This window comes from Lacisediminihabitans sp., assembly GCF_036569425.1.
GTDB lineage: Bacteria > Actinomycetota > Actinomycetes > Actinomycetales > Microbacteriaceae > Lacisediminihabitans.
On sequence record NZ_DATCQQ010000026.1, the window covers coordinates 82,301 to 97,002 of the forward strand.

The 14,702-nt window shown below is 69.0% G+C and carries 12 protein-coding genes; all 12 read left to right on the forward strand.

Translation table 11 applies throughout. From position 1 onward, the window contains the following. Nucleotides 1-12: 12 nt before the first annotated feature. Nucleotides 13-1,767, forward strand: coding sequence for a penicillin-binding protein 2 (locus VIM54_RS05060; RefSeq protein ID WP_331899679.1), 1,755 nt, complete (start codon nt 13-15; stop codon nt 1,765-1,767). Nucleotides 1,768-1,798: 31 nt separating this feature from the next. Next, nucleotides 1,799-3,337 carry a UDP-N-acetylmuramoyl-L-alanyl-D-glutamate--2,6-diaminopimelate ligase gene (locus VIM54_RS05065; RefSeq protein ID WP_331899680.1) on the forward strand — a complete coding sequence of 513 codons (1,539 nt, stop codon included), beginning with the start codon at nt 1,799-1,801 and terminating at the stop codon, nt 3,335-3,337. Further along, entirely contained in the window at nt 3,337-4,746 is a 1,410-nt protein-coding gene (locus VIM54_RS05070) for a UDP-N-acetylmuramoyl-tripeptide--D-alanyl-D-alanine ligase (RefSeq protein WP_331899681.1), read from the forward strand. The genes VIM54_RS05065 and VIM54_RS05070 overlap by 1 nt, the downstream gene beginning before the upstream one ends. After that, entirely contained in the window at nt 4,743-5,840 is a 1,098-nt protein-coding gene (gene mraY, locus VIM54_RS05075; protein ID WP_331899682.1) for a phospho-N-acetylmuramoyl-pentapeptide-transferase, read from the forward strand. The genes VIM54_RS05070 and mraY overlap by 4 nt, the downstream gene beginning before the upstream one ends. Then, nucleotides 5,840-7,345 (forward strand): UDP-N-acetylmuramoyl-L-alanine--D-glutamate ligase, encoded by a 1,506-nt coding sequence (murD, locus tag VIM54_RS05080; RefSeq protein ID WP_331899683.1) that lies wholly within the window; start codon nt 5,840-5,842, stop codon nt 7,343-7,345. Before mraY ends, murD begins: the two co-directional genes overlap by 1 nt. Further along, nucleotides 7,305-8,624, forward strand: coding sequence for a putative lipid II flippase FtsW (gene ftsW, locus VIM54_RS05085; RefSeq protein ID WP_331899684.1), 1,320 nt, complete (start codon nt 7,305-7,307; stop codon nt 8,622-8,624). The genes murD and ftsW overlap by 41 nt, the downstream gene beginning before the upstream one ends. Beyond that, nucleotides 8,621-9,712 carry a UDP-N-acetylglucosamine--N-acetylmuramyl-(pentapeptide) pyrophosphoryl-undecaprenol N-acetylglucosamine transferase gene (locus VIM54_RS05090; protein WP_331899685.1) on the forward strand — a complete coding sequence of 364 codons (1,092 nt, stop codon included), beginning with the start codon at nt 8,621-8,623 and terminating at the stop codon, nt 9,710-9,712. Before ftsW ends, VIM54_RS05090 begins: the two co-directional genes overlap by 4 nt. Further along, complete coding sequence (murC, locus tag VIM54_RS05095) at nt 9,709-11,124, forward strand: UDP-N-acetylmuramate--L-alanine ligase (RefSeq protein WP_331899686.1); 1,416 nt, start codon at nt 9,709-9,711, stop codon at nt 11,122-11,124. Before VIM54_RS05090 ends, murC begins: the two co-directional genes overlap by 4 nt. Nucleotides 11,125-11,149: 25 nt before the next feature. Next, nucleotides 11,150-12,130 (forward strand): FtsQ-type POTRA domain-containing protein, encoded by a 981-nt coding sequence (locus VIM54_RS05100; protein ID WP_331899687.1) that lies wholly within the window; start codon nt 11,150-11,152, stop codon nt 12,128-12,130. A gap of 175 nt (nt 12,131-12,305) precedes the next feature. Further along, nucleotides 12,306-13,475, forward strand: a complete 1,170-nt coding sequence (gene ftsZ, locus VIM54_RS05105; protein WP_331899688.1) for a cell division protein FtsZ — start codon at nt 12,306-12,308, stop codon at nt 13,473-13,475. 27 nt (nt 13,476-13,502) lie between these two features. Continuing rightward, the gene (locus VIM54_RS05110) at nt 13,503-14,183 is read left to right on the forward strand and encodes a YggS family pyridoxal phosphate-dependent enzyme (RefSeq protein WP_331899689.1); all 681 of its coding nucleotides are present in this window, start codon (nt 13,503-13,505) and stop codon (nt 14,181-14,183) included. A gap of 35 nt (nt 14,184-14,218) precedes the next feature. Then, entirely contained in the window at nt 14,219-14,692 is a 474-nt protein-coding gene (locus VIM54_RS05115) for a cell division protein SepF (RefSeq protein ID WP_331899690.1), read from the forward strand. The last annotated feature ends 10 nt before the right edge of the window (nt 14,693-14,702 follow it).

Genomic DNA, 14,702 nt, shown 5'->3' on the forward strand with positions numbered 1-14,702 from the left:
AAAGGACCGCCCGTGAATCCCCTGCGCAGCAGCCGTCGGCGCCTCGTGATGGCGATCGTCATCTGCTTCGCCGTCGTCGCCGCCTTCACGGTGCGCCTCGTGGACATCCAGGTCGTGCGGGCCGACGAACTCAACAAGGACTCGCTCAGCAAGCGGGCGATAGCGGTGACGAGTTACGCCCCGCGGGGCGACATCGTCGACGCCAACGGCGTGCTCCTCGCGACGAGCGTCAACCGCTACTGGATCATCGTCGCCCCGCGCAACGTCGACTCCTTCACTCGCGTCGACAAGAACAGGGTCACGTCCACCATCACGGTGATGGATGCCGCGAACGAGATCGCGGCGGTCACGAAACAGGACCCGGCCGTGGTGTTCCAGGCCCTCACCAAGGACCCGAACTCCAACTACTCCGTCGTGTCCAAGGGGCTCGACACCGCGGCATTGCGCGAGGTGCGTGCCCTCAAGATCCCCTGGGTCGGGTTCGAGACCCACTCCAAGCGCACATACCCCAACGGGTCGGTGGCCGGCAATCTCATCGGCTTCGTCGGCACGGACGGCCCGCAGGCGGGACTCGAGGCCGCCGACGACAAGTGCCTCTTGAGCACGAACGGCAGCCTCACCTACGAGCAGGGCGCGGACGGCGTGCAGATACCGGGCAGCACGGTCACGACCAAGGCGGCCAAGCCCGGCGGCACTCTCAAGACCACGATCGACAGCGACCTCCAGTGGTTCTCCGCCCAGGCGGTCGCCGAGCAGGCCATGGCCATCGGCGCGAAGTCCGCCACGGTGAGCGTGACGCGCATCAAGGACGGCCACCTCATGGCCCTCGTCGATTGGCCCGCAGTGGACCCCAACGATGTCAACGGAACACCGGTGGCCAACCTCGGCGCCCTGTCGTTCAGTACCCCGTACGAGCCGGGCTCCACCTTCAAGGCCATGACTGCGGCGATGCTCATCGACTCCGGAGCCGCTAACCCGCTCACTCAGGCGACCGTACCCGCACGCTGGACGACTCCGGAGGGTGGCTTCATCCGCGACGCTACCGGGCACCCCACCGAGCGCCTCACGCTCACCGGCGTGCTGCAGCAGTCGTCGAACGTCGGCATTTCGATGATCGGCTCCAGGCTCGCCCCGTCGGTCCGGTACGACTACATGCGCAAGTTCGGGCTCGGCGAGAAGACCGCCATCAACCTGGGCGGAGAGCAGTCAGCCGGCATCCTCGCCAAGAAGTGGGACGACCAGACCAAGTACAACGTGATGTACGGCCAGGGCGTGTCAGCGACCGCCGTGCAGATGGCCGGCATCTACCAGACTCTCGGCAACGGCGGCGTTCGGTTGCCGCTCACCCTCGTGGAGGGCTGCCAGCAGGCCGACGGCACCATGACCGACCTGCCGTCGACGGCCGGGGTGCGCGTCGTCTCCGACCAGTCGGCCAAGACCGTGGTCAACATGCTCGAGAGCGTGGTGACGGGCGGCGAGCTCTCCAAGTCGCTCAAGATCCCCGGCTACCGCATCGCGGCCAAGAGCGGCACGGCCGAGGTGGCCGTGAACGGCCGGTACACCGGCGATCGCGTCGTCTCGGTCGCCGGGCTCGCGCCGACGGAGGACCCCCAGTACTCAGTGATCGTCACCTTTACGAAGCCGGATATCATGAAGAGTTCCGCCGCGGCGGCGCCGACGTTCCACAAGATCATGAGCGAGGTGCTCACAAAGTACCGGGTGCCCCCGTCGACGACACCATCCACCAGTCCAGCCACGACCTGGTGACGCGACACGATTCAGTAAGGGAGGGGACGCCTTGACAGCACGGATCCCCCCGGTTCTCAGACCGGAACATCCGCTAGCCAGGCCTCTCTCGGGACTCGTCACAGAGTTCGGGTTGGAGTACGTCGGCGACATCGACGGGGTCGAGATCACCGGCGTGACCCTCCGCAGCACGGAGGTGGAGTCGGGCGACCTGTACGTGGGCATCCGCGGGCTGCACAGCCACGGTGCGGAGTTTGCGACGCTCGCCGCGGAGAGCGGAGCCGTCGCCATGCTCACCGACCGGGTCGGGGCCACCCTGGGTGCCGACAGCGGCCTGCCGATCGTGATCGTCGACTCGCCGAGAGCCGCGCTCGGCGACGTCTCGGCGTGGGTCTACCGCACCAATGAGCATCCGCCGCTGCTGCTCGGCGTCACCGGCACCAACGGCAAGACCTCGGTCTCCTACCTCGTCGAGGGCATCCTCAAGCAGCTCGGCCTCGTCACAGGACTCAGCTCCACCGCCGAGCGGCACATCGGCGATCTCACGGTGGTCAGCCGGCTCACCACTCCGGAGGCCAGCGAAATGCATGCCCTGCTGGCGCGGATGCGGGAGAGCGAGGTGCGCGCCGTGGTCGTCGAGGTGAGCGCCCAGGCTCTCACGAGCGACCGCGTGGACGGGCTGCTCTTCGACGTCGTCGCGTTCACCAACCTCAGCCACGACCACCTCGACGATTACGCGACCATGGAGGACTACTTCGCCGCCAAGCTCGCGTTCTTCGAACCGGAGCGCGGCAAGCGCGGAGTGGTCTCCCTCGACACGCCATGGGGCCAACGGGTAGTCGAGGGCTCCCACATCCCCGTCACGACGATCTCGGCGACACCGGGCGTCTTCGGCGAGTGGAACGTGGAGATTCTCGACGAGAAGGCGGCGTACACCGAGTTGCGCCTCACCGGTCCGGAGAACCGATCCCTCGTCACCCGGGTGCCGGTGATCGGCTGGCACATGGCCGCCAACGCCGGGCTCGCGATCGTGATGCTCGTTACGGCCGGCTTCGAACTCGAGGCCATCGGCCAGGCGATCGAGGGCGGCATCGAGGCGTACCTGCCCGGCCGCACCGAGCTCGTCTCCGGGGAGCGCGGGCCCTCCGTGTACGTGGACTTCGGGCACAGCCCGGCTGCCTTCCTCAACACCCTCGCCGCCGTGCGCAAGGTGACCCCGGGCAAGGTCATCATGGTCTTCGGTGCCGACGGCGACCGGGACGCGACCAAACGACACGAGATGGGGCGCGTCGCCTCCGAGGGCTCGGACATCCTCGTGGTCACCGACCACCATCCGCGCTTCGAGAACCCGGAGTCGATCCGGGCCACCCTCGTCGAGGGAGCGAACCTCGCCGAGCACCCGGCAGAGCTGCACGTCGTGAGCCCGCCGGAGCGGGCAATCCGCTTCGCTGTCTCGCTCGCCGAGGAGGGCGACTCCATCCTCTGGGCCGGACCCGGCCACCAGGACTACCGCGACATCCGCGGCGAACGCACGCCGTACTCGGCGCGCGAGGAAGCGCGCGACGCCCTGCGCGAAGCGGGTTGGTCGTAGTGATCGCCATGACACCGGCCGAGATCGCCGCGGCCGTCGGGGGAGTGCTCGAACTACCCTCCGGCGTCGAGCCCACCTCGGTCTCCGTCTCGGCCACCGCACAGACCGACTCCCGACTGGTCGAACCCGGGTCGATCTTCTTCGCCCTGCGTGGCGAGACCACCGACGGACACCTGTTCGCACCGGCCGCCGTCGACAACGGCGCGGCGCTGCTCGTTGTCGAGCGCAGGCTCGAGCTGCCGGTGGTGCAGGTGGTCGTCGACGACGGCCTGGAGGCTCTGGCCGATCTCGCACGAACCGTCGTCGCGAGGGTGCGTTTGGCCGGCGTCCTCAAGGTCATCGGAATCACGGGCTCGAATGGCAAGACCACCACCAAGAACATGCTGCGCGCCGTGCTGTCGGCGGTCGGACCGACGGTCGCTCCCCGAGGGTCGTTCAACAACCAGGTCGGCGCGCCCCTGTCGATGCTCTCGGTGCGGGACGACACCCGCTTCCTCGTCGTGGAGATGGGGGCGAGCGGCGCCGGGGAGATCGCCAGGACCGTGGGCATCGCGATGCCGGACATCGCGGTAGTGCTCAAGGTCGGTCTTGCCCACAGCGGCGAGTTCGGCGGCATCGAGTCGACCCAGCGGGCCAAGGCCGAGATCGTGACCGCGCTGCCGCCGGAGGCGGTCGCGGTGCTCAACGCCGACGACGAGAGGGTCGCGGCGATGGCCGCGCTCACCCCGGCGCGCCCCGTCTGGTTCGGACTGGATGCCCGGGCCGAGGTGCGCGCGGACGACCTCCGCGCCACCGCGACCGGAACCCGCTTCACCCTGATCACGCCGGAGGGGCGCGCCGAAGTGTCCCTGCGCATCCTCGGCGAACACCACGTGATGAACGCCCTCGCGACCCTCGCGGTCGCCCGCGAGCTCGGCATCCCGCTCGACGGGGCCATCGCGTCCCTCGAGGCGGTGGAGCGGGCGGAGCGCTGGCGGATGGAGCTGCTGCGCCGGGCGGACGGCGTCATCGTGATCAACGACGCGTACAACGCGAGCCCGGACTCGATGTCCGCCGCCCTCAAGACCCTCGCTCAGATCGTGGAGCCGGGGGAGCGGTCGATCGCCGTGCTCGGCGAGATGGCAGAGCTCGGGGACGACGCGAACGAGGAGCACGACCGGATCGGTCGCCTCGTCGTGCGGTTGAACATCCAGAAGCTCGTCGTGGTCGGCCACGGCGCCCGCCACATCCACAATGCCGCCGGCCTCGAGGGCTCGTGGGACGGCGAGTCAGTGCTCGTCGGTTCGCTCGACGAGGCTTACGATCTGGTGAACCAGGATCTGAGGGCCGGTGATGTCGTGCTCGTGAAGTCGTCGAACTCTGCCGGCCTCCGGCTGCTCGGCGACCGGCTGGGCGAGGTGCCCGCGTGATCGCCCTGCTCGTGGGCGCCGGTGTCTCGATGGTCTTCACCCTGCTGCTCACCCCGCTCTTCGCGCGGGCGTTCCGGTCGTTGAACCTCGGCCAGTTCGTGCGGGCAGACACCCCGACGGCCCACGTCATGAAGCGCGGCACGCCGTCGATGGGCGGCATCGTCTTCATCACGGCGTCGATCGTCGGCTATTTCGTCGGCCATCTCGCGGCGCGGGACTCCGTCTCCGGAGCGGGGCTGCTCGTGCTCGCCATGATGGGCGGGCTTGGGCTCATCGGGTTCCTCGACGACTTCCTCAAGGTCAAGCGGCAGAACAGTCTCGGCCTCGCCGGCTGGTACAAGATCCTCTGCACGGTCATCGTCGCCATCGTCTTCGCGGTGATCGCCCTCACCTATCGGGATGCGAACAAGCGCACGCCGGCGTCGACGGCGATCTCGTTCGTGCGCGACCTCGACTTCAACTTCGTGAAGGTGTTCGGCCTGACCGCCGGGGTCATCTTGTTCGTGGTGTGGGTCGTGCTCATCACCACGAGCGTCTCCAACGCGGTCAACCTCACGGACGGCCTCGACGGCCTTGCCGCCGGCTCGTCGATCTTCGCGATCGGCTCCTACGTGATCATCGGGTTCTGGCAATCGAACCAGTCCTGCTTCAGCCCCACCATCGACCAGGACAACCTCTACAAGTGCTATCTGGTCTCCCGCCCGCTCGACCTCGCCGTCGTGGCCGCCTGTATCGCCGGCGCTCTCGTCGGATTCCTCTGGTGGAATACGTCGCCCGCCCAGATCATCATGGGCGACACGGGATCGTTCGCCCTCGGCGGCGCCCTCGCCGGGCTCGCGATCCTCTCCCGCACCGAGCTGCTGCTCGTGCTCATCGGCGGGCTCTTCCTCGTGGTCACTGGCCAGGTGATCATCCAGCGCATCTACTTCAAGCTGACCAAGGGCAAACGGATCTGGCGGGCCAGCCCGCTGCACCACCACTTCGAGATGAAGGGCTGGGCGGAGATCACGATCGTGGTGCGCTTCTGGGTGATCTCCGGGCTCTTCGTCGCCCTCGGGGTGGGGATCTTCTACCTCGAGTGGGTCTCGCGCTGATGCGGACCGCAGAGCAGATTGCGGGCCTCACCAGTTGGCACGCCGACTGGAGAGGGCTGCGCGTGGCGGTGCTCGGCCTCGGGGTGACCGGCTTCTCGGTGGCCGACACCCTCGCCGAGCTCGGAGCGGAAATCCTCGTGCTCGCGAACCGGGCGGACGAGGAGACGGCTGACCTGCTCGGCGTGATCGGCGTGCCGCTCGCGCTGGTCGGCCTCGACGAGGCGTTCGACGCCTTTGCCCCGGAACTCGTGGTCGTGTCTCCCGGCTTCGCGCCGCACCATTCGCTCGTGGAGCGGGCGACGTCTCGCGGCATTCCGGTGTGGGGCGATGTGGAGCTCGCCTGGCGGCTGCGCGACAAGACCGGCAGGGTTGCCGAGTGGATCGCGGTCACTGGCACCAACGGCAAGACCACCACCGTGCAACTCGCCACGGCGATGATCGCCGCCGCCGGCAAGCGAGTCGTGGCCTGCGGAAACGTCGGCGTGCCGGTGCTCGACGCCGTTCGAGACCCGATCGGTTTCGACGTGCTTGTCATCGAGCTCTCCAGTTTTCAACTGCACTACCTGGACAGCATGTCCGCGTGGGCCAGCGTGTGCCTCAACGTTGCCGAGGATCACCTCGACTGGCACGGCTCAGCCGAGGCCTACCGCGAGGCCAAGGCGAAGGTCTACGAACGCACGATCACCGCGTGCGTCTACAACATCGAGGACGAGGCGACCAGGACGATGGTCGAGGAGGCCGAGGTGGTGGACGGCTGTCGCGCCATCGGATTCGGGCTGGGTCTTCCCGGCCCGAGCGATCTCGGCGTTGTGGACCGCATCGTGGTGGACCGGGCATTTCTCGACGACCGCCACCGGTCGGCGATCGAGCTGACCACGGTCGACGAACTCGAGGCGGTGGGGCTTGGTTCCCCGCACATGGTCGCAAACGTGCTCGCGGCATCCGTGCTCGCTCGCTCCCTCGGCGTCGCACCCGGCGTGATCAGGCTCGCGCTCCGCGCGTTCCGTCTCGACCATCACCGCACCGAGACCGTGGCCGAGGCCGGCGGCATCCGCTGGGTGAACGATTCGAAGGCCACCAACCCCCACGCCGCCGCCGCCTCCCTCGAGGCGTTCGACTCGGTCGTCTGGGTGGTCGGCGGACTGCTCAAGGGGGTGGATGTGAACGCGCTCGTCGCCGCCAGCGCCCCGCGCCTGCGCGCCGCGGTGGTGATCGGAGCCGACCGCAGCGCGGTCGTCGACGCGTTCGCGCGACACGCGCCCGAAACGCCGCTGTTCGAGGTCGACACGACTGACACTAAAGAGGTAATGCCGACGGTCGTGAGGCTGTCGGCCGCGGTCGCGCGGAGTGGGGACACGGTGCTTCTCGCCCCGGCGGCTGCATCCATGGACCAGTTCACGGACTATGCCGACCGGGGAAGCCGATTCGCGACTGCAGTGCACGAGATGTTGGGAGGCAGGGCCGATGACCACGAGCCTCCCGCGACCCCGCGCGACGAACTCTAGAACGGCTCAGCCCGCCCAGGCGCGGCGCCCGACCCGGAACCCGGGGGCGGCCCCGCGGCCGACCGCCGGCCAGCCCGCTGCCGAGGCGCGCGAGCCGCGCCACGCGCCGGCCGCGTTCGTCGCCGTCCGCCGCATCTTCGCCGCGGAGACCGGCAACTACTTCGTGCTGCTCGGCGCCACCCTGTTCCTCGTGGTGTTCGGGCTCATCATGGTTCTCTCGTCGTCGTCGGTGGAGTCCTTCCTCGCGAGCGGGGACTTCTTCAACGGCTTCGTGCGCCAGGTGCTCTTCGCCGCCCTCGGCATCCCGCTCATGCTCATCGCGTCGCGGATGCCCGCCCGGTTCTGGAAGCGCTGGGCCGGCACCTTCCTGCTGATCGCGATCGTGCTGCAGCTGCTCGTCGTGGCGACGCCCCTCGGCGTCGAGCACGGCGGAAACACGAACTGGATCAGCCTCGGGCCGTTCAGCGGTCAGCCGTCCGAGCTCGTCAAACTCGGCCTCGTCGCGTGGCTCGGCTACATCCTCGCCCGCAAGCAGGGCTCGTTCGACAACTGGCGCGAGCTCATGATGCCGCTCGTGCCGGTGGCCGGGGCGGCCATCGGCTTCGTGGTGCTCGGCGGCGACTTCGGCACGTCGATCATCCTCACCATGGTGGTGCTCGGGGCGGTGTTCTTCGCCGGGGTGCGCTTGCGCTACCTCGCGGTGCCCATACTGCTCATCGCCTTTGCCGCCACGATCCTCTCGCTGGCCAGCTCCTCGCGGCGCGAGCGGATCGCCGCCTTCGCGACCGGCTGCACCTCGGCGAGCGACTATCTGGGCAACTGCTTCCAGACCGTCCAGGGCTGGTGGGCGCTCGCCTCCGGCGGCGTCTTCGGTGTGGGTCTCGGAAACTCCAAGGCCAAGTATTCCTGGCTGCCCGAGGCCGACAACGACTTCATCTTCGCGATCGTCGGCGAGGAGCTCGGACTCATCGGCGCCATCCTGGTGCTCGCGCTCTTCATCGTTCTCGCCATCAGCTTCGTGCGCATCATCCGCGCCAACACCGACCCGTTCGCACGCATCACCGTGAGCGCCGTCATGGTCTGGATCATCGGGCAGGCCTTCATCAACATCGCGGTGGTGCTCGGCATCTTGCCGGTACTCGGGGTGCCGCTGCCCCTCATCTCCGCCGGCGGGTCAGCCCTCATCACCTCGCTCATCGCGATCGGCATCGTGCTCTCCTTCGCCAGGCAGACGCCGGAGCCCGCGCTGGACACGCCGAGGACTGGGCGCTCCCGGTGACGCGGTACCTTCTCGCGGGAGGGGGCACCGCCGGGCATGTCAATCCGCTACTCGCCGTGGCCGACCGCATCCGCGATCGTGACCCGGATGCCGTGATCCTCGTGCTCGGTACGGCGGAGGGCCTCGAGTCCCGCCTCGTGCCCGAGCGCGGCTACGAGCTGCTCGTGGTTCCCCGGCTGCCGTTCCCGCGCCGACCCAACCGGGCCGCGCTGCGGTTCCCCGGCCGATTCCGACACCTCGTCTCTCTCATCCGCACGATCCTCGCCGAGAACGCGATCGACGTGGTTGTGGGCTTCGGCGGCTACGTGTCGGCTCCGGCCTACCTCGCCGCCCGCGCCGAGCACGTGCCGATCGCGGTGCACGAGGCCAACGCCCGACCCGGGATGGCGAATCGGCTCGGCGCGCGGTTCACCCGTTCCGTGGGGGTCACCTTCCGCGGCACGCGGCTGCCCCACGCCACGTTCGTCGGCATGCCGCTGCGCCGCGAGATCGAGACCCTCGACCGCGCGAGGTCGCGGCGGGAGGCCGCCGACTTCTTCGGCCTGTCGCCCGCAAAGCTCACCCTGCTGGTGACCGGTGGATCCCAGGGTGCGAAGAGCATCAACGAGACCGTGTTCGCCGCGGCGGCCTCGATCCTCGGCGCGGGCTGGCAGATCCTGCACGTCACCGGGCAGCGCTCGGAGATCACCGCGAGCGACCTGGCCGGCTACCGCATCATGCCGTACTGCGACCGCATGGATCTCGCGATTGCCGCCGCCGACTTCGCCGTCGCGCGGGCGGGCGCCGCGACCGTGAGCGAGTTCACCGCGCTCGGCCTGCCGACGGCGTACGTGCCGCTCGCCATCGGCAACGGCGAGCAGCGGCTCAACGCGCGCGAGGTCGTCGCCGCCGGAGGTGCGGTGCTCGTGGCCAACGCCGAATTCACCCCGCGGTGGGTGGCGGGCACTCTTGTGCCGTTGCTCGAGGACCGCGCGCTCGTGGCAGACATGGCCGCGCGCGCCCGCTCGGTGGGCGTCCTGGACGGAGCGGATCGCATGGTCGACCTCGTCACGAGCGCCGTCGACGGACAAGTACATTTGTCACGATGATCAAGTCAGATTTCTCCCAGTCCGTGCCCGATGATCTCGGCCGAGTGCACTTCGTCGGCATCGGCGGCGCCGGGATGAGCGGCATCGCGCGACTCTTCCTCGCGGCGGGCGTGCCGGTGACCGGGTCGGACATCCGCGCCACGGAGACCGTCGAGGCCCTCCGCGCGAGCGGAGTCGCCGTGGCGATCGGCCATGCCGCCGCGAACATCCGCGACGCCGACACCCTCGTGGTGACCGGCGCGATCGCCGAGGACAACCCCGAGTTCCTCGCCGCCCGCGAGCGTGGCCTCCCGATCGTGCATCGCGCGCAGGCGCTGGCCTGGCTCACCCGCAACCACCGGGTCGTCGCGGTCGCCGGCGCCCACGGCAAGACCACGTCGACGGCGATGATCGTGACCGCGATGCTCGCGCTCGACGCAGACCCGAGTTTCGTCAACGGGGGAGTGATCCGCTCGCTCGGCGTGAGCGCGGCAACCGGAGCCGGCGAGGTCTTCGTGGTGGAGGCGGACGAATCCGACGGCTCGTTCCTGCTCTATGACACCGCGATCTCGCTCATCACCAACGTCGACCCCGACCACCTCGACCACTACGGCTCCGAGGAGGCGTTCGAGGAGGCCTTCGTCACCTTCGCCCGCAAGGCGACGGAGCGGGTCGTCATCTCCGCCGACGACCCGCGGGCCGTCTCGGTGACCAGCCGGCTCGGGGACCGCAGCGTGCTCACCTTCGGGCAGCATCCGGGCGCCGACATCCGGCTGCACGATATCGACAGCGCCGCGACCGTGGCATTCACCCTGCACTACCTCGGCACCGACTACAGCACCCGCCTGCGCGTGGCCGGTCTGCACAATGCGATCAATGCGGCCGGCGCCTTCGGCGTGCTCGTCTGCCTCGGCTTCGAGCCGCAGACGGCGCTCGACGCGATCGCTCTCTTCGATGGCACCGAGCGACGGTTCGAGCTGCGCGGCAGCGTCGGCGGCGTGAGCGTCTACGACGACTTCGCCCATCACCCCACAGAGATCCGGGCCGCGCTCTCCGGCGCTCGCGGCGTCGTCGGCGGCGGCCGTCTCATCCCGATCTTCCAGCCGCACCTCTACACCCGCACGCGGGACATGGCGCAGGAGTTCGCCGAGACCTTCGAGTCCCTCGCCGACCACACCATCGTCGTTCCGATCTACGGCGCGCGGCAGGATCCGGAGCCCGGCGTGACCGGCGAGCTCATCACCGGCAGGTTCAGCGACCCGTCCTCCGGCCGCTACTTCACGGACTGGCAGGATGCCGTGGACTACGCAGCCCGGATCGCGCGGCCCGGCGACTTCGTGATCCCGATGGGCGGCGGCGACATCTACCAGATCATCCCCCAGCTGCTGGAAGCCCTCCACGAGCGGGCGACGGCCGGCCCGGCCGACGAATGAGCGGCCGACGAATGAGCAGCCGCGAGTGAAGCGACCACAGGGATTCGACCGGCGACCGACCGGGGAGCAGCCCACCGGCCCGGCCACGGGCAAGGCGCCGAAGGCGGCCAAGGCGGCCAAGGCGGCCCCGGCGGCCCCGGCGGCCCTGGCGGCCCTGGCGGCCCCGGCGGCCGAGGTCGCGGCGAAGGGACCGAAGACGCCCACCGGGCGCACGACCCAGCAGGCCGATCCGCCGGTCGCCGAACGCGAGTTGAAGAAGGCCGCGAGGGCGCGGCGTCGATACGAACGCGGGGAGGTCCGCCGGTTCACTCGGCGTTCGCGTCGCCGCCGCGTCGCCTGGTTGTCGGCGGCGATCACGGCCGTCGTGCTGGTGGGGCTCGTGACGGTGGCCGTGTATTCACCGCTGCTCGCCCTGCGTACCGTGACGGTCGTCGGCACCTCGCGCGTGGACGCGGCAGCCGTGCGGGAGGCGGTCGGCGACCAGGTCGGCAAGCCGCTCGCGCTCGTGGACTTCGCGCGCGTGAAGACCGAGCTGTCCCGCTTCCCGCTCATCCGCAGCTTCGTCACCGAGACGGTACCCCCGGACACCCTCGTGATCCGGGTCACCGAGCGTGCGCCGGTAGCGAGCGTCGCCATCGCCTCGGGCTACTCCGTGGTGGACCCGGCCGGCGTGGAGATCGAGAAGTCCGCCGACCGGCCGCCGTCGCTGCCGCTCATCGATGTGGGAGCGACGAACGCCAAGGGGCCGGCCTTCCAGGCGGTGGTCGCGGTTCTGCTCGCCTTACCCCCGAGTGTGCTCGGCAAGGTCGACAGCGTCACGGCTCAGACCAACGACGATGTCACCCTCACCCTCACCGGGGCGAGCCAGACCGTGGTATGGGGGAGCGCGGAGAACTCGCAGCTCAAGGCGCGCGTACTCGTCGCCCTGATGAAGACCCAGAGCCCGTCGTCCCCCGTGAAGTACGACGTGTCCGCTCCCACCAATCCGGTCGTCGGCCCGGCCTGAGCGATCGCCCCGACGGCAGGGATTTCGCCTTTCTCGCGACCAGATTCCGCGACACGCTGGCGCGCCTCACGCCACCCTGTGCCTTCGGCGCTTACCGTCAAACCAAGAAACCTATACCGAGCATAACTTTAACGCTCTAGTAAAGGTTGAGAGTTTTTTCAAGCGGAGGCCGGACGTGACATCGAACCAAAACTACCTCGCCGTGATCAAGGTCGTCGGCATTGGCGGCGGCGGCGTTAACGCCGTAAACCGGATGATCGAACTCGGGCTCCGAGGAGTCGAGTTCATCGCCATCAACACCGACGCGCAGGCGCTGCTCATGAGCGATGCCGACGTCAAGCTCGACGTCGGACGCGAACTCACCCGCGGCCTCGGTGCCGGCGCGGACCCCGAGGTCGGGCGTCGCGCGGCCGAGGACCACGCCGAGGAGATCGAAGAGGCGCTGGCCGGCGCCGACATGGTCTTCGTCACCGCCGGAGAGGGAGGCGGCACCGGCACGGGCGGCGCCCCGGTCGTGGCCCGCATCGCCAAGTCGATCGGCGCCCTCACCATCGGTGTCGTTACCCGACCGTTCGGCTTCGAGGGCAAGCGCCGCGCCGCCCAGGCGGATGTCGGTGTCTCGGCGCTCAAGAGCGAGGTGGACACGCTCATCGTGGTCCCCAACGATCGCCTTCTCGAGATCAGCGATCGGGGCATCTCGTTCCTCGAGGCATTCGCCACCGCCGACCAGGTGCTTCTCGCCGGCGTGCAGGGCATCACCGACCTCATCACCACCCCGGGCCTCATCAACCTCGACTTCGCGGACGTCAAGTCGGTGATGCAGGGAGCCGGATCCGCGCTCATGGGCATCGGCTCGTCCCGCGGCGCCGATCGAGCCATCAAGGCCGCCGAGCTCGCCGTCGCATCGCCGCTGCTCGAGGCATCGATCGACGGGGCGCACGGAGTGCTCCTGTCCATCCAGGGCGGATCCAACCTCGGGATCTTCGAGATCAACGACGCGGCCCGCCTCGTGCAGGAGGCCGTGCATCCCGAGGCCAACATCATCTTCGGTGCCGTCATCGACGACACCCTCGGCGACGAGGTCCGCGTCACGGTGATCGCCGCGGGGTTCGACGGCGGGGAACCGGTCGTCAAGAAGAACGGCCACCGCTCCAACTTCGTCGACGCCGCCGTTCCGGTCGCGGTCGGAGTCGGCGCGGCCGCGTCGACCGGTTACGCCGAGGCCGAGCCGTCGGTGCCGGCCTGGTCGCCGGAGCCCGAGCTGCCGAGCGCGCCCAGCGCCCAGAAGGACCCGGTGTTCGACGACGACGATGACGACCTGGATATTCCGGACTTTCTTAAGTAGAGCCGGCACCCGCGGCGGAGCGATCTCATGACAGCGGGCGATGCCCTGCCCGAACGGCTCGAGGCGGTTCGCCGCGGCATTGCGGATGCCGCGGCCGAGGCGGGGCGGAGTGCCGACGAGATCTCGCTCATCGTCGTCACGAAATTCCACCCGCCTGGGCTCGTACGTGACCTGTTCGCGCTCGGGGTGACCGACTTCGGCGAGAACCGGCACCAGGAGGCGCAGGCCAAGGCGGCGGAGCTCGCCGACCTCGACCTCACCTGGCACTTCATCGGTCAGCTGCAAAGCAAGAAGGCACGACAGGTGCGAGCGTATGCGAGCGTCATCCACTCGCTGGATCGCGACTCCGTCGTCGACGCGCTCGCCTCCGCCGACTCGGTGGTGGACTGCTTCGTGCAGCTCAATCTCACCGATGACCCGGCCCGAGGCGGAGTGCGGGACGCCGACCTCGAGGCCCTCACCGAGCGCGTCCTGTCGACGAGCGGGCTCCGCCTGCTCGGCGTCATGGCCGTCGCCCCGGTCGGAGAAGAACCGCGTGCGGCGTTCGCCAGGGTGCGCGCCGCGTCGGAGCGGGTCAGGGTAGTGGCGCCGGCCGCCAGCTATATTTCCGCCGGGATGTCCGGCGACTATCGCGAAGCCGTGCTCGAAGGCGCGACACACCTGCGTATCGGGTCGGCAATCACGGGAAACCGGCCAACCGCCGGTTAATCTGAACACAAGAGTTTCACCACAGGAGGCACGAAATGGCTAACCCGCTACGCAAGACCATGGTTTATCTGGGCCTTGCGGATGAAGAGCTCGAGTACGAGGAGACCGCACCGGCGGCGCCAGCCGCGCCGGTCGCTCATCACGTGCCGCAGCCGGTGAGCACTCGAGCCCCGGTGACCCCCCTGCGCCGTGCGCCGAGCCAGCGGTCATCCGCTCCCGCGGAGATGAACGAGATCCTCACGGTGCACCCGCGCCAGTACAAGGACGCGCAGGTCATCGCCGAGAGTTTCCGCGACGGCATCCCGGTGATCATCAATCTCTCCCAGATGAGCGAGCCGGAGGCGCGTCGACTCATCGACTTCGCCAGCGGCCTCTCGCAGGGCCTCTATGGCAAGATCGAGCGCGTCACGAGCAAGGTGTTCCTGCTGTCGCCGGCGCACGTGGCCGTGAGCGGCGACCAGGCCGAGGTCGAGCCTGACGTCGACGCGTCGTTCTTCGCCCAGTCCTGACCTCGGACCC

Bases quoted from the DNA above. Each gene is read 5' to 3' on its own strand.
- VIM54_RS05115 (WP_331899690.1), top strand. From the start codon at position 14,219: ATGGCTAACCCGCTACGCAAGACCATGGTTTATCTGGGCCTTGCGGAT.
- VIM54_RS05110 (WP_331899689.1), top strand. From the start codon at position 13,503: ATGACAGCGGGCGATGCCCTGCCCGAACGGCTCGAGGCGGTTCGCCGC.
- murD (WP_331899683.1), top strand. From the start codon at position 5,840: ATGCGGACCGCAGAGCAGATTGCGGGCCTCACCAGTTGGCACGCCGAC.
- murC (WP_331899686.1), top strand. From the start codon at position 9,709: ATGATCAAGTCAGATTTCTCCCAGTCCGTGCCCGATGATCTCGGCCGA.
- ftsW (WP_331899684.1), top strand. From the start codon at position 7,305: ATGACCACGAGCCTCCCGCGACCCCGCGCGACGAACTCTAGAACGGCT.